The 15773-nt window shown below is 65.1% G+C and carries 12 protein-coding genes; 1 reads left to right on the plus strand and 11 read right to left on the minus strand.

What is annotated here, in order from left to right; all coding sequences use genetic code 11:
• The 10 genes from ACIGJE_RS02530 to rhaS all read right to left on the minus strand — a co-directional run bounded on the left by ACIGJE_RS02530 (position 1) and on the right by rhaS (position 13476).
• Positions 1 to 633 (minus strand): LysE family translocator, encoded by a 633-nt coding sequence (locus ACIGJE_RS02530; RefSeq protein ID WP_483679242.1) that lies wholly within the window; start codon positions 631 to 633, stop codon positions 1 to 3.
• A 186-nt stretch (positions 634 to 819) separates the two neighbouring features.
• Positions 820 to 2244, minus strand: a complete 1425-nt coding sequence (locus ACIGJE_RS02535) for a glutamate synthase subunit beta (RefSeq protein WP_367626185.1) — start codon at positions 2242 to 2244, stop codon at positions 820 to 822.
• A complete protein-coding gene (locus ACIGJE_RS02540; RefSeq protein WP_483679244.1) occupies positions 2244 to 2786 on the minus strand; it encodes a hypothetical protein in 543 nt (180 codons plus the stop codon). Before ACIGJE_RS02540 ends, ACIGJE_RS02535 begins: the two co-directional genes overlap by 1 nt.
• A 4-nt stretch (positions 2787 to 2790) precedes the next feature.
• A complete protein-coding gene (gene gltB, locus ACIGJE_RS02545; RefSeq protein ID WP_376717651.1) occupies positions 2791 to 7551 on the minus strand; it encodes a glutamate synthase large subunit in 4761 nt (1586 codons plus the stop codon).
• A 485-nt stretch (positions 7552 to 8036) separates the two neighbouring features.
• Positions 8037 to 8423 carry a type II toxin-antitoxin system VapC family toxin gene (locus ACIGJE_RS02550; RefSeq protein ID WP_367626186.1) on the minus strand — a complete coding sequence of 129 codons (387 nt, stop codon included), beginning with the start codon at positions 8421 to 8423 and terminating at the stop codon, positions 8037 to 8039.
• Complete coding sequence (locus ACIGJE_RS02555) at positions 8420 to 8668, minus strand: type II toxin-antitoxin system VapB family antitoxin (protein ID WP_311934575.1); 249 nt, start codon at positions 8666 to 8668, stop codon at positions 8420 to 8422. The genes ACIGJE_RS02550 and ACIGJE_RS02555 overlap by 4 nt, the downstream gene beginning before the upstream one ends.
• Positions 8669 to 8764: 96 nt before the next feature.
• Positions 8765 to 9766, minus strand: coding sequence for an ABC transporter permease (locus tag ACIGJE_RS02560; RefSeq protein ID WP_394310996.1), 1002 nt, complete (start codon positions 9764 to 9766; stop codon positions 8765 to 8767).
• A complete protein-coding gene (locus tag ACIGJE_RS02565; protein WP_311934573.1) occupies positions 9766 to 10773 on the minus strand; it encodes an ABC transporter permease in 1008 nt (335 codons plus the stop codon). Before ACIGJE_RS02565 ends, ACIGJE_RS02560 begins: the two co-directional genes overlap by 1 nt.
• Entirely contained in the window at positions 10770 to 12266 is a 1497-nt protein-coding gene (locus tag ACIGJE_RS02570; protein WP_483679247.1) for a sugar ABC transporter ATP-binding protein, read from the minus strand. Before ACIGJE_RS02570 ends, ACIGJE_RS02565 begins: the two co-directional genes overlap by 4 nt.
• 217 nt (positions 12267 to 12483) lie before the next feature.
• Positions 12484 to 13476 carry a rhamnose ABC transporter substrate-binding protein gene (gene rhaS / locus ACIGJE_RS02575; RefSeq protein ID WP_068291262.1) on the minus strand — a complete coding sequence of 331 codons (993 nt, stop codon included), beginning with the start codon at positions 13474 to 13476 and terminating at the stop codon, positions 12484 to 12486.
• A 315-nt stretch (positions 13477 to 13791) separates the two neighbouring features.
• Between rhaS and ACIGJE_RS02580 the strand changes: the two genes are divergently transcribed.
• Complete coding sequence (locus tag ACIGJE_RS02580) at positions 13792 to 14367, plus strand: tyrosine phosphatase family protein (protein WP_440725250.1); 576 nt, start codon at positions 13792 to 13794, stop codon at positions 14365 to 14367.
• A 21-nt stretch (positions 14368 to 14388) separates the two neighbouring features.
• On the opposite strand, the gene ACIGJE_RS02585 is transcribed toward ACIGJE_RS02580, so the two are convergent.
• Entirely contained in the window at positions 14389 to 15759 is a 1371-nt protein-coding gene (locus ACIGJE_RS02585) for an FGGY-family carbohydrate kinase (protein WP_483679249.1), read from the minus strand.
• Positions 15760 to 15773: the final 14 nt, after the last annotated feature.

Raw genomic sequence — 15773 nt, forward strand, 5'->3', positions numbered from 1 at the left:
TCAGCGCCTGGCGCTGTCGAGCGCCATGCGGGCCGCGAGCCCCATCAGCACCGTGCCCATCAGCCAGCGCTGGATCGTCGTCCACAGCGGACGGCCCGCCAGGAAGGCCGAAATCGTGCCCGCCATCACGACGAAGCAGGCATTGAAGAAGGCGCTGACCAGAATCTGGATGAGGCCAAGCTGCAGGGTCTGCCCGAGCACGGGACCGGAATGGTCGACGAATTGCGGCAGCAGCGAGAGATAGAGCGCCGCGATCTTGGGATTGAGCAGGCTGGTGAACAGGCCCATGCCATAGAGCCGCCCTACTGAATCGGGCTTGAGCGCCCGGACTTCGAAAGGCGAACGGCCGCCGGGCTTGAGCGCCTGCCAGGCCATCCAGGCGAGATAGGCCGCGCCGGCAATGCGCAGCGCGTCATAGGCATAGGGCACCGCAAACAGCAGAGCCGTGATGCCGAAAGCCGCCAGCAGCATGTAGATCACGAAGCCGGTGACGACGCCGATCAGCGAGATCAGCCCCGCCAGGCGGCCCTGGCAGATCGAGCGCGAGACGAGATAGGCCATGTTCGGGCCGGGCGTCAGCACCATGCCGACGGCGACGGCAGTGAAGGCGAGGACAGCGGTGAGGGAGAGCATGACGGAAACCTCGGGTTTTCCCTTGCTACGCCCGCTCCTCCCATCCAGGCAAGCACCGACCCGCATCCATCATCACTTTGAATGCTGGCGTCAAAATCGGTGATGGAAAGGTGTGCCGGTCTTCAGACCGGCAATCTTCCAACGCTTTCATGCCGGTCTGAAGACCGGCACACCGAAAACCGCCGCTCAGCGCGGCAGCGTCGTCGCCCCCATCAGGGCCTCGTCGATGGCGCGAGCGGCCTGGCGGCCCTCGCGGATGGCCCAGACCACCAGCGACTGCCCGCGCCGCATGTCGCCCGCAGCGTAAACCTTGTCCATCGAGGTGCGGTAGTCCCTGTCCGTAGCGGAGACATTGCCGCGCTTGTCCAGCTCGACGCCGGACTGGTCGATCATGCCGGCCTTGACCGGGCCGGTGAAGCCGAGGGCGATGAACACCATATCGGCCCTGAGCACGGTCTCCGTGCCCTCGATCGGGCGGCGCTTCTCGTCGGCGCGGGCGATCTTGACGCCGGTGACCCGGCCGTTCTTGCCGACGATGCCGAGCGTCACCGCCTGGAACTCGCGCTCGGCGCCTTCGGCCTGCGAAGAGGAGGTGCGCATCTTGGTCGGCCAATAGGGCCAGATCGCCAGCTTGTCTTCCCTCTCGGGCGGACGGGGCCGGATGTCGAGCTGGGTCACCGAAATGGCGCCCTGCCGGAAGGAGGTGCCGACGCAGTCCGAGGCAGTGTCGCCGCCGCCGATCACGACGACATGCTTGCCGGTGGTCAGCAGCGGTTCCTCCCGGGAGATGTCCTCGCCACCAACGCGGCGATTGCTCTGCACCAGATAGGGCATGGCGAAATGCACGCCCTCGAGCTCGGCGCCCGGCAGGGCCGGATCGCGCGGGGTCTCGGCGCCGCCCGCCAGCAGCACGGCGTCATGGCTCGACTTGAGGTCGGCAAAGCTCATGGAGACACCGATATTGACGCCATAGTGGAAGGTGACGCCCTCCGCTTCCATCTGGCGCACGCGGCGCTCGATATGGTGCTTTTCCATCTTGAAGTCGGGAATGCCGTAGCGCAGCAGGCCGCCGGCGGCAGGCTCGCGCTCATAGACATGCACGTCATGGCCGGCACGGGCGAGCTGCTGGGCGGCGGCCAGGCCGGCCGGGCCGGAGCCGATGACGGCGACCTTCTTGCCGGTCTTCACCTTGGCGATCTCGGGCTGGATCCAGCCCATGGCCCAGGCCTTGTCGGCAATCGACTGCTCGATCGTCTTGATGGTGACCGGCATGTCCTCGAGGTTGAGCGTGCAGGCCTCCTCGCAGGGCGCCGGGCAGATACGGCCGGTAAATTCGGGGAAGTTGTTGGTGGTGTGCAGGTTGCGCGCCGCCTCCTCCCAGTCGTCGTGATAGACAAGGTCGTTCCAGTCCGGGATCTGGTTGTTGACCGGACAGCCCGTCGGGCCGTGGCAATAGGGCACGCCGCAATCCATGCAGCGCGCCGCCTGCTTGCCGACATCCTTGTCGTCGAGCGGAAGGGTGAATTCGCGGTAGTGGCGGATGCGGTCGGCGGCCGGAAGATACTTCTGGTCCTGCCGATCGATCTCGAGAAATCCTGTTGCCTTGCCCATCACTGAACCCCAATCGGCCTGGCTTGTTCGAGGCGCACTTCCAGTGCCTCCAGACAAGCTCTCTTATCGAGAAAAGAATATGCGTCGGCTTCTTTGGGACTCAAATCGCCATAGAGAGCGTAGATCATCCAATCTTCGTTGTAGCGAAACTTACCCAAGCCTAACGCATCGAATTCATCACGGTGCCCGTCCTTGCTAACCCCGAGGTTCGCCAGAACGTTGTTTATCGGCCCGTATGGCACATAGTCCCATTCCGGTTTGACGACACACTTTCCAGTGTCCCAAAGGCCGGCGCGCTGAAAACCGGATCCGCCAATATACTCCGTGGCGACATTGCCCACCTTGCCATGCTGCGAAAGCAAGATGGTGGCCTCGTCGAGGTCCTCCATCTCGTTGGACAGGTGGCCGATGCTATCTGCCCACAGGAACAACATCCCGAACGACTGGTTCAGGGGAGCAATGGCGCCATATTCGATCAGGGGCGGTGCCTTGTCGCGCAGCCACGAAAGCTGCGCGACAATTCCTGAAATCACATGCGTCATCCCCTCACTCCGCCGCCATCATGGTGCGGGCTTTTTCCATCTCGCGCAGGGCGCGGCGATATTCGACCGGCATCACCTTGACGAAGCGGGTGCGATAGGTGGCCCAATCGTCCAGCATGGTCTTGGCAAGCGTCGAGCCCGTATAATGCAGATGGTTCTCGATCATCTTGCGCAGGCGTTCCTCGTCATAGCGGCCCATGTCGCCGGAGACGTCGATGCGGCCCTTGAACTCAAGGTCGCCGCCATGATGGTGCAGGCGCTCCATCAGATCCTCTTCCTCTTCCACCGGTTCGAGATCGACCATGGAGAGGTTGCAGCGTTTGGCGAAGCTCTGGTCCTCGTCATAGACATAGGCGACACCGCCGGACATGCCGGCCGCGAAGTTGCGGCCCGTCTGGCCGAGCACCACCACCACGCCGCCGGTCATATATTCGCAGCCATGGTCGCCAGTGCCCTCGACCACCGCCGCGGCGCCCGAATTGCGCACCGCGAAGCGCTCGCCCGCGACGCCGCGGAAGTAGCACTCGCCGGCGATGGCACCGTAGAGCACCGTGTTGCCGACGATGATCGACTTCTCCGGCACGGCCTGCGTCTCATCGCTCGGCTTGATGATGATACGGCCACCGGACAGGCCCTTGCCGACATAGTCGTTGGCCTGGCCCACCAGCGTCAGGTCGATACCCGCCGCCAGGAAGGAGCCGAAGCTCTGGCCGGCGGTACCGGTGAGGTTCACCTTGATGGTGCCGTCGGGCAGGCCTTCATAGCCGTAGCGCATGGCGACCTCGCCTGAGAGCATGGCGCCCGCCGTGCGGTCGACATTGGTGATCCTGCCCTCGATGGTGACCTCGCGGCCATAGTCGAGCGCCGGTGCCGCCTCGGCGATGAAGCCGCGGTCGAGCACGGTGTCAACAGGGTGCTTCTGCTTCTCCTCGTGGCGAATGCCGACATTGGCCGGCACGTCCACCTTGTGGAAGAGCTTGGTGAAGTCGAGCCCCTTGGCCTTCCAGTGGTCGATGGCGTCCTGCTTGTCGAGCAGGTCGGAGCGGCCGATCAGCTCGTCGAGCTTGCGGAAGCCGAGCTCGGCCATCAGCTCACGCACTTCCTCGGCGACGAAGAAGAAGTAGTTGATGATGTGCTCGGGCGTGCCCTTGAAGCGCTTGCGCAGCACCGGATCCTGCGTCGCCACACCCACCGGGCAGGTGTTGAGGTGGCATTTGCGCATCATGATGCAGCCGGCCGCGATCAGGGGCGCGGTGGAGAAGCCGAATTCGTCGGCGCCCAGCAGCGCGCCGATGACGACGTCACGGCCGGTCTTGAGCCCGCCATCGACCTGCAGGCGCACGCGCGAGCGCAGGCGGTTGAGCACCAGCGTCTGCTGGGTCTCGGCGAGGCCCGTCTCCCAGGGACTGCCGGCATGCTTGATGGAGGTCAGCGGCGAAGCGCCGGTGCCGCCTTCGAAGCCGGAGATGGTGATATGGTCGGCGCGCGCCTTGGCGACGCCGGCGGCGACGGTGCCGACGCCGACTTCCGAGACCAGCTTGACCGAGACATCCGCCGCCGGGTTGACGTTCTTCAAATCGAAGATCAGCTGTGCCAGGTCCTCGATCGAATAGATGTCGTGATGCGGCGGCGGCGAGATCAGGCCGACGCCGGGGGTCGAGTGGCGCACCTTGGCAATGACGGCATCGACCTTGTGGCCGGGCAGCTGGCCGCCCTCGCCGGGCTTGGCGCCCTGCGCGACCTTGATCTGCATCATGTCGGCATTGACGAGATATTCGGCGGTGACGCCGAAGCGCCCGGAAGCGACCTGCTTGATGGCCGAGCGCTTGGAGCGCCCATCCGGCAGGGTCTTGAAGCGCTCGGCTTCCTCGCCGCCTTCGCCGGTGTTGGACTTGCCACCGATGGCGTTCATGGCAATGGCGAGCGACTCATGCGCCTCGCGCGAGATCGAGCCGAAGGACATCGCGCCGGTGGCGAAGCGCTTCACCAGCTCGCTGGCGGGTTCGACCTCGTTGAGCGGCACCGCGGCCATGCCGCGCTCCCCGGCCGTCTTGATGCGGAACAGGCCGCGGATGGTCTGGAGCTGACCGTTCTGCAGGTTCACCGAGGCGGCGAAGTCGCGATAGCGGTCCTGCGCATTGGCGCGCACGGCATGCTGCAGCGTGGCGACGCTGTCCGGCGTCCAGACATGGTCCTCGCCGCGGATGCGGTAGGCATATTCGCCGCCGACATCGAGGGCGTTGCGGTAGATCGGCGCGTCCGAGAAGGCATCCTTGTGGCGAGATACGGCCTCGGCAGCGACCTCGTCGAGGCCGACGCCCTCGATCATGGTGGCGGTGCCGAAGAAGAACTCGTCGACGAAGGCCGAAGACAGGCCGATGGCGTCGAAGATCTGGGCGCCGCAATAGGACTGATAGGTCGAGATGCCCATCTTGGACATCACCTTCAGCACACCCTTGCCGATCGACTTGATGTAGCGCTTGACCACCTCGTATTCGTCGACTTCCTCGGGGAATTCGAGCTGGGCATGCAGCGTCGCCAACGTCTCGAAGGCGAGATAGGGGTTGATCGCCTCGGCGCCATAGCCGGCGAGGCAGCAGAAATGATGGATCTCGCGCGCTTCGCCGGTCTCCACCACCAGGCCCGCCGCAGTGCGCAGCCCCTTGCGGATGAGGTGATGATGCACCGCCGCCGTCGCCAGCAGGGCCGGGATCGGGATGCGGTCCGGGCCGGTCTGGCGGTCAGAGAGGATGATGATGTTGTAGCCGCCATGCACCGCCGCCTCGGCGCGCTCGCACAGCCGCTCGAGCGAGCCGCGCATGCCCTCGGCGCCCTGGATGGCCGGATAGGTCATGTCGAGCGTCTTGGTGTCGAAGCGCTCCTCGACATGGCCGATGCAGCGGATCTTCTCCAGATCCTCATTGGTGAGGATGGGCTGGCGCACTTCCAGGCGCTTCTTGCGGGACGTGCCTTCGAGGTCGAGGATGTTCGGGCGCGGGCCGATGAAAGACACCAGGCTCATCACCAGTTCCTCGCGGATCGGGTCGATCGGCGGGTTGGTGACCTGGGCGAAGTTCTGCTTGAAATAGGTGTAGAGCAGCTTCGACTTGTCGGAGAGCGCCGAGATCGGCGTATCCGTGCCCATCGAGCCGACGGCCTCCTGACCGGTGGTCGCCATCGGCGGCAGCAGCAGCTTGATGTCTTCCTGGGTGTAGCCGAAGACCTGCTGGCGATCGAGCAGCGACACGTCGGTGCGCGAGGCGCGCGCTTCCACCGGGCGCAGATCCTCCAGCACGATCTGGGTGCGCTTGAGCCAGTCGCGATAGGGATTGGCGGTGGCGAGCGAGGCCTTCATCTCGTCGTCGGAGACGATGCGGCCTTCCTCCAGGTCGATCAACAGCATCTTGCCGGGCTGCAGGCGCCACTTCTCGACGATGTCGGCCTCGGGGATCGGCAGCACGCCGAATTCGGAGGCGAGCACGACGAGCCCGTCCTTGGTGACGAGATAGCGCGCGGGCCTGAGACCGTTGCGGTCGAGCGTGGCGCCGATCTGGCGGCCATCGGTGAAGACCACGGCGGCCGGCCCGTCCCAGGGCTCCATCAGCGCGGCATGGTATTCGTAGAAGGCGCGCCGGTCCTCGGACATCAGCGGATTGCCCGCCCAGGCCTCGGGGATCAGCATCATCATGGCGTGGGCGAGCGAATAACCGCCCTGCACCAGGAATTCGAGCGCATTGTCGAAGCAGGCGGTGTCCGACTGGCCTTCATAGGAGATCGGCCAGAGCTTGGAGATGTCGTTGCCGAACAGCTCGGAGTCGACCGAAGCCTGGCGCGCCGCCATCCAGTTCACATTGCCGCGCAGCGTGTTGATTTCGCCGTTATGCGCGACCATGCGGTAGGGGTGGGCCAGCGTCCAGCTCGGGAAAGTGTTGGTCGAGAAGCGCTGATGCACCAAAGCGATGGCGCTCTGGAAGCGCTCGTCGGTGAGGTCCTTGAAATAGTCGCCGAGCTGGGTGGCGAGCAGCATGCCCTTATAGGTGATGGTGCGGCTCGACACCGAGACCGGATAGAAGCCCGCCGTCACCGGCCGGCGCTCGACGTCGTTGTAGATGACGTTGGAGATCACCTTGCGGATGATGAACAGCCGGCGCTCGAACTCGTCCTGGTCCGGCGTGGCGGCCGAGCGGCCGATGAAGGCCTGCATGTGGATCGGCTCGGTCGGCAGCACGCTCTCGCCCAGGCCCGAATTGTCCACGGGCACGGCGCGCCAGCCCAGGAACACCTCGCCTTCCTCGGCCACGATCTTCTCGACCACGCGCATGGCATGCACGCGGCCTTCCTCGTTGCGCGGCAGGAAGAAGAAGCCGACGGCGTAATCGCCGGGCGCCGGCAGCTCGAAGCCGAGATTGGCGCATTCGGCGGCGAAGAAGTCGTGCGGGATCTGTACGAGCATGCCGCAGCCGTCACCCGCCTTCGGATCGGCGCCGACGGCGCCGCGATGGTCGAGATTGTGCAGGATCTGCAGCGCCTGGCTGATGATCTTGTGGCTCTTGCGGTTCTTCATATCGGCGATGAAGCCGACGCCGCAGGCATCCTTCTCATTGGCCGGATCGTAGAGGCCCTGGGCCTGCGGCAGGCCGGGATCGCGCAGGACAGGCATGCGCGTCGATTTGGGATCTTTCGTCACGGTGGCATTGGTTTTCGTTGCAGCGTCGATCGCCGCTGCCGAAACCGTCTGCTGTCCGTGTTGGAAGATCGCGCTCATCGCCTGTTTCCTCTTCGCCTCAATCACCTGTTGCCGTCAGCCCGCACACTCGCCCGCTCATCGCCTGCCCATGCAAGGGTCGGGCCGCGACTATGCCGCCGGATTGTGAAAGCTGTCACTCAATTGTGCACCGCTCCGCGCTGAAACGCGAGAGCGGCGTTCTTGCCATACGGCCAAGCCGGGCCTGTGGGCCATCTTCGGCTGGTCCGCGGGCTGCCCCGAAAGGCGGCAGCATCCATAATGGGACAGCATAGCTGTCCTAATATGGATGGCTGACATGGCATAATTCCAAGCTGGGGACAAGCATATAAAAGCGGCAGCGCGACTTTTTCTTGCGCGCAACCCCAGCATGGCAGCAAGAAACGAAATGTGATCACATCGAAGCGAGACAGAGAGTTCTGAAAAATCGCCATTGTGGCGAGATCTTGTCAGGTCGATGCGAAGGTGTTTCGCGCCGGATAGGACGTCAGGGGCCTGCGTTCCCGTCAGGCGACGCCGACATCCGTCTGGCCGAAATCATTGCCCTTGAACAGCAGCGGCTCGCCCATGGCTTTGGCCAAGGCATAGGAGAAGCAGTCTCCGAAATTCAGTCCGGCCTTGTGACGCCCCTTGCCGAAATCGAGAAAGGCCTGACGGGCCAATTCCCCTTGATCGATCGTTACCGGTTCGACGACGATGCCGGCGCGACGAAAAAAGGCTTCGGCCTGCCGCATCCCCTCGGAGCCAAGCTGGTTCTCGATCACCATGGACAGTTCGACGTAACTCGCCACGCTGATACGGCAGATCTCTGCGTCGTGAATGCGCTGGACATAAGCCGCCGCTTCCGGCTCGCGATAGAGAATGGCGACGACGGCCGACGTATCGAGAATCATTTCGGCAGGCCTTTTTCGTCGTAGAGCAGGTCGGCATGATCGGCATAGGGGCGCCGCACATGCGAGGCGGCCCGATCGGCGATAGCCAGTAGTTCCGCGACGCTTGCCTTGGCCTTGCGTTGTTCGACCCTGGCGAAGCTGTCGCGCAGCGCCTCGATGACCACGCGTGTCATGTTCTCGCCCGTGGCACGGGAGATGGCCTGCGCCAGCCGATAGGCCTCGGGATCCTTGATGCTGAGGCTCATCGCAACCTCCATTCTAGAAAGACCCCGAAATTTCTACCTTTCTACCCTGCCTGTCAATCAATAACGGTCTTGAGAGCCCAGCTCTGGGCCCATGCCCTACCCCCGCATCCCCAGCATCCGCCGCACGATGATCGGCAGGGCGATCGCCGCCACCAGCAGCACGCCGAGGATGACGGCGATGACGATGCCGGGCACGTTGATCAGCGTCAGCCCGAAAGTGGTGAGGCCGAGCACGAAGACGGCGATCACCACGCCCGGCATGGTGCCCGAGCCGCCAGCGATCGAGATGCCGCCCAGTACCACCATGGTCACCACTTCGAGTTCCCAGCCCAACGCGATGTTGGGCCGGGTCGAGCCGATGCGGGCGGTGAGCAGGGCCGAGGCGAGCCCGGACAGGAGGCCCGTCAGCACGAAGATGAGGAAACGGATGCGATTGACCGGGATGCCGGAGAAACGCGCCGCCACCGGGTTGTTGCCGATGGCATAGAGCATGCGCCCCCACACGGTGAAATGCAGCACGACGGTGAAGACCACGGCCAGGACCAGGAACAGGATGAAGGCCAGGTAAAGCGGCGGCTCCTGGACGATGTAGAGCTGGGCGAGGTTGGTGTAGTCCTCCGGATAGGTGGTGATCGCCTGGTCACCCAGCACGACCTGGGCGATGCCGCGATAGAGCGACATGGTGCCGATGGTGACTACGATCGAGGGCAGGCCGAAGCCGGTGACCAGCCAGCCATTGAAGGCGCCGCAGACGATGCCGACGCCAAGGCCGATGGCGATCAGCATGACAGGCCCATAGCCCGCCTGCGCCCCATAGCCGATGGCGAGCGAGGCCAGCGCCACGATGGCGGCGACGGAGAGGTCGATCTCCCGGGTGAGGATCAACAGCGCCATGCCGAGCGCGATGATCGCCTTCTCCGAGAAGTTCTGGGTCATGTCGGAGAGGTTGTAGAGATCGAGGAAATAGGGCGAGCCCAGCGCATTGACCACGATCACCGCCGCCAGCAGCAGGCAGAGGATGGTCTCCCAGCGTAGCAGGCGGTCTGCCAGCGTGCGGGGCGCGCGGTCGAGCACCTGGTAGCGGGCAGTGTCCGTCATCAGCGCGCTCCTTCTCTGGCGGCGGCGCGGCGGCGCGCCTCGGGCAGGATCAGCTTGCCGCCCTTGCGCTCGGCGCGGGCATTGACCACCACGGCCGCCAGGATCACCGCGCCGGAGATCGCCATCTGCCAGAAGGGCGAGACATTGATCACCGGCAGGGCGTTGACGACCACGCCGAGGAACAGGGCGCCGAGCAGCGCACCGCTGACCGAGCCGATGCCGCCGCCGATGGAAACGCCGCCGATCACGCAGGCCGCGATCACGCTGAGCTCGTAGCCGAGCGCGATCTCGGTATAGGCGATGCCGAAGCGGGCCACCCACAGATAGCCGCACAGGCCGGACACCGCGCCGGACAGGGTGAAGACCAGCAATTGCTGGCGGGCGAGATCGATGCCGCAATAGCGCGCCGCCACCGGGTTGCCGCCCACCGCATAGAGCCCACGGCCGATGGTGGTGCGCCCGAGGAAGAGGGCCATCGCCGCCGCCACCGCAATGGCGAACCAGACCAGGCTCGACAGGCCGAGGAAGGTGGCATGCGGAAAGTTCAGGAAGGCCGGGGTCATCTTGTCGGAACTGATCCACTTGCCGCCCGAGACGATGAAGACGAGGCCGCGATAGATGGCGAGGGTACCGAGCGTCACCACGATCGAGGGAATGCCGACAAAGGCGATGAACACGCCGTTGACGAAGCCGAAGAAGGTACCGACGGCGATGGCGACCAGGATGACCAGGCCGATCGGCAGGTCGGGCGCCGCGATCGAAAAGAGGGCGGCGACCATACCGCTGAGCGCCAGATTGGCCGCCACCGACAAGTCGATGCCGCGAATGAGGATCACCGTCATCTGGGCGAGCGCCAGCATGACGAGGATGGCGCTGTCCTTGAGCACGCCCATCAGGCTGTCCGTGCTCAGGAAGACCGGTGCCCGCAGCCCGATGGCCAGCACCATGCCTGCGACGATGAGGGCAAGAATGATCTCGCGGCCGTAGCGGCGCCACAGGGTTTTCATGCGTGGCCTCCCGTGGCTGCCGTGACGATGGCGGCGGCGTCCATTTCGGTCCGCGCGAATTCCTTCACGATGCGCCCCTCATGCATCACCAGGATGCGGTCTGACATGCCCATCACCTCCGGCAGCTCGGAGGAGATCAGCACCACGGCGAGGCCTTCCGCGGCTAGGTCCACCATGAAGTCGTGCACGGCGGCCTTGGAGCCGACGTCGATGCCCTTGGTCGGCTCGTCGAGGATGATGACCTTGGGATTGGTGGCGAGCCATTTGGCGATCACCACCTTCTGTTGGTTGCCGCCGGACAGTTCCTGCAGTTTCTGGTCCCAGGAGGCGGCCTTCACCGCGAGCCTGGTGCCCAAGCGGCGCGTATCGGCGATCTCCGAACGCTGGCTCAGGAAGCCGAAGCGGGCATGGCGTATCAGGCTGGCCAATGTGGTGTTCTCGCGCACGCCGAATGGCAGCACGGCGCCCTGGCTCTGGCGATCCTCCGGCACATAGGCGATGTCGGCGGCGATGGCGTCGGCGGGGCTGTTGATGGCACGAGCCTTGCCGCGCACGAGGATCTCGCCGGTATCAGGCCGGGAGAGCCCGAACACGGCCTGCATGGCCTCGGACCGGCCGGCGCCGACCAGCCCGTAAAGGCCGAGGATCTCGCCCTGGCGCAGCGTGAAGGAGATGTCGGCGAACTCGCTCTCATTGCCGAGATCCTTGACCTGGAGCGCGACGTCGCCGATCGGCACCTCGCGCTTGGGAAAGACCTGCTCGATCGAACGCCCGACCATCAGGCGGACGAGTTCGGCCGGGGTCGCTTCGCTGATCGCGCCATCGCCGACATATTCGCCGTCGCGCAGGCAGAGCCAGCGATCGGCGACGCGGAAGATTTCCTCGAATTTGTGGCTGATGAACAGGATCGCCCGTCCCTCGGCCTTGAGCTGGTCGATGATGCGGAAGAGATCGTCGATCTCGCGGGCCGAAAGCGCCGCCGTCGGCTCGTCCATGATGACGATGCGCGCCTCGTGGGACAGAGCGCGAGCGATCTCGACCAGATGCTTCTGGGCCACGCTCAGGGCTTTCAGCGGCTCGCCCGGATCGATGTCGGCATCGAGGCGCTTGAGCAGCTCGCGCGTCCGCGCATGCACGGCGCTCCAGTCCACCAGCCCGCCGGCACCCTTCGGCATATGGCCCATGAAGACGTTCTCGGCGACCGAGAGCTCGTCGAACATGATGGTTTCCTGGTGAATGGCGGTGATGCCGGCCGCCCAGGCGTCACGCGGGCTCGAAAACTGCAGGGCCTGCCCGCCGACCCGAAGCTCGCCCTCGTCCGGCGTGTAGATGCCGGTGAGGATCTTCACGATGGTGGACTTTCCGGCCCCGTTCTCCCCGAGCAGCGCCGTGACCTCGCCGGGATGAAGGGCAAGGCGCACGTCATGCAGCGCCCGCACGCCGGGGAAACGCTTGGAGATGCCGGAAAGGGAGAGAAGAGGGGTGGAGGTCATGAAACAGTCCGGCAACCGGGATCAAGCGCGACATTTACCGCGCCCTCGCCCCGCACGCGGGGAGAGGGTAAGGGTGAGGGGCTGTACAAAGCGTAATCTTGCATCCGCTACGCTGCCCCTCATCCTTACCTTCTCCCCGTAAGAACGGGGAGAAGGGACGTTTGGCGTCGTGGCATGCTCAAAAAGCCTCGAACTCGCCCCAGCTATTGCTCAAACCTCAGAAGATCTTGGCGTATTTCTCGACGTTCGACTTGTCGAAAGTAAAGGGCTCGCCCATCACCGCCTCGCCGTCCTCGCCGATCTTGGTCTCGCCCATGCGCCCCATCTTCACGGTGGAGCCGGGCTTGGCGTCCTCGCCACCGATGATGCCGGCCAGGATCTGCGTGGCCGAATAGCCGTAATCGACGGGGTTCCAGATCGCAAAGCTATCGCAGGCGCCCTTCAGCACGGCGTCCTTCATTTCCGAGGGCAGGCCGAGACCGGTAATGAAGACCTTGCCGGCGAGGCCGCCGTCGATGATCGCCTTGGCGCCGGCGCGGATGCCGATGGTGGTGGGCGAGATCACGCCCTTGAGATTGGGATGGGTCTTCACCAGGCCCTGCATCTCGCGATAGGACTTGTCGTCCTGATCGTCGCCATAGACGGTGTCGACCAGCTTGAGCTTGGCGTATTCGGGCTTCTCCCACTCCCGCTTCATCGCGGCGATCCAGGAATTCTGGTTCGTCATGGTCGAAGCGGCGGAGAGAATGGCGACCTCGCCCTCGCCCTTGAGGGTCTTGGAAATCATCTGCACCTGCTTGGCACCGATCATCTCGGTAGAGGAGGCGTTGAGGTGCATGATGCGCCCGCCCTTGGCAATGGCGCTGTCGAAGGAGATCACCTTGATGCCGCGCTGCGCCGCCTTCTTGCCGACCGGCACCAGGGCGTTGGCGTCATTGGCGGAGACGATGATGCCGTCGACCTTCTGGGCGATCAGGGCGTCGATCACCGCAATCTGGTCCTCGGCAGTCGCCTTGGTGGGGGCGGTGTAGATGATCTCGATGCCACCAAGCTCCTTGGCCGCCTGCTGGGCGCCGTCGCGGCAGGCATCGAAATAGGAATTGCCGAGATTCTTCACCACCAGGGCGATGCGCTTGTTGGCGGCGAAGGCTGGCGTGACCGCGCCGAGCGGCAGGGCGCCCGCCAGCAGCGAGCCGCCCAGGATCTTCAAGGCGCTGCGACGCGATTGATCGTCGAACATGTCGTTCCCTCCAGTATTATTTCCTGTTCTTGGCCAGCCGGCCTTGCCGGTCTGTCTGCCCGCAGGCGGCTTGACGGCCGGACTTGGCCGCCGACTCTCCCGCGCAGAGGCGCCATTCATGCCCGCCTCGCCGGCGAATGCAAGAGTCGGCTGCAATTTGTCTGATTAATTTTCGCCACGTCGCCATCGCCTTGCCCGGACCTTCGCGCGAAGGCCTTGATGACCACGAGACCAGGGGCTACGACAGTCGAAATCACCCCTCCCCTCACATTGCCAATGGAACCGATGACTTCCCTTCCCACCTTTGCGGCCTGGACCGTCTGCGGCATCGACGAACTCGATCAGTTCAGCGGCTCCGGCGTCAGCCATGTGCTCTCGATCGTCGATCCCGACTGGCCCGACCTCGCGGCCTTTCGCGCCTATGGCGAGCACCAGCGCACCATCCTGCAATTCGACGACATCATCGACCCGATGCCCGGCAAGATCATGCCGGCGCGCGAACACATGGCCGAAATTCTGCGCTTCGCCCGCGACGAAGCCGGCGCCGTCCTCGTGCCCGAACGCCTGCTGGTGCATTGCCATATGGGGGTTTCGCGCTCGACGGCTGCGATGGCGACGCTGATGGCCCGCTCCGATGCGAGCCTGGCGGAGGACGAGATTTTTACCCGCCTGCGCACGATCCGCCCGCAGGCCTGGCCCAACTCCGTCTTGATCGGCTTCGCCGACGACCTGCTCGGCCGGGGCGGGCGTCTCAAGGAGGCCCTTCGCCGGCACTATGCCTTCCAGAAGCAGCACCGCCCCGACATGGCCGACTGGATGGTGCGGCTCGGCCGCGGGCGCGAGGTCGAGATGGCCGCCTGAGGCCAGCCCTTTGGCTTCGTATCAGGCCGTCGACGGGAGCGCCGCCCGCCATGCCGCCCTGTAGCCCAGCAGGGACTCGGTATCGGCATAGGCCATCGCCGGCCGTGCCGGCTCGCGTGCCGGCATATCGGGCCAGGTCGCGAGAAGAGAGGCGCCGTAGGCGGTGCCTGAACTGTCGAGGCTGGGCAGGACCGCCTGCCCTGGGCGCAGCGCCGCGAGCAGGCTGCAATAGACCGGATTGGCGGCAAAGCTGCCCTCGATCAACAAGGGGCCGCTGACAGCGCCGAGCGCCTCCAGGAGATAGTCGGTCAGCAGCACGCAATAGAGGCTGGCAAGCGCCGCCCGCATACCCTCGCCGGCCGGCAGCGTGCCCCGGATCTCGCCGGGATGCGCCGGAAAGGGGCCGCCATTGGGCACGAAGCTCGGCAGCGCCAGCACACCGGCCGCCATCACGGCCGCGGCATCGGCAAGCGAGCAGGTCGGCGAGGCACCGTCGAGGATCACCGCATATTCCCGCCCGCCCATGAATTTGGCCGCCGGCACCGGCCGGGCCTCGACATCGGCATAGGCCTGCATGTCCCGGGCTGCGTCGAGCCGGCCGGGATCGGCGCCCAAGGCCATGATCACCGCCCAGGTGCCGGAGGAAACCAAGGTGAAGGGCGGTTCGAAGGCGATCAGATGCGGCAGGATCGAGCCGTTGGAATCGTGGATGCCGGCACGCACCCGCACCGTGTCGGGCAGGCCGGTCTCGGCCCGAACCTCGGGGCGCAGCGGGCCGAGCACGGCATAGGCCGCGATCGGCGGCGGGAACAGCGCCTGCCATCCGCAGCCGACAACCAGAGAGGACAGGCGCCTTTCACGAACGGCCCACAAATCGGAATGGCCGCCGATACCGGTGACCTCGTTGCGGGCGATGCCGGTGAGGCGCCAGGTGAAATATTGCGGATAGGGCACGATGTGCCGGACACGCGCGAAGGCTTCGGGATGGCGCCGCTGCTGGTAGAAGATCTGCTTGCCGGAATTGAGCCCCGCCGACATCGGCGGCGACAGGGTTTCGGCAAAGGGCGGGCGGAACGGCGCATACTCGGCCTCGACCTCGCCGACGCCCTCGAACTCGTAGTCCATCACCGGCAGCGCCAGATCGTCCTCACCGATCAGGGCCATGGCAGCGCCATGGGTGGTGACGGCGATGTCGGCGATGGCATGCTCGACGCCAGCCTGGCGCAGCCCTCCCATCAGGAAGCGCCAGATCGCCTCGACATCCGCATGCGGATAGGGCGGGCCGGCCAGCGGCCGGTTCGGCATCGAAGCCTGCCAGAGGCTGGCGGAGCCGTCGAACAGGACCAGCTTCACATTGGTCTTGCCGACATCGAGCACGGCGGTGACGGACATGGTCGGCTCGCAGG

It is taken from the genome of Labrys sp. E2SS-1L, assembly GCF_057073705.1.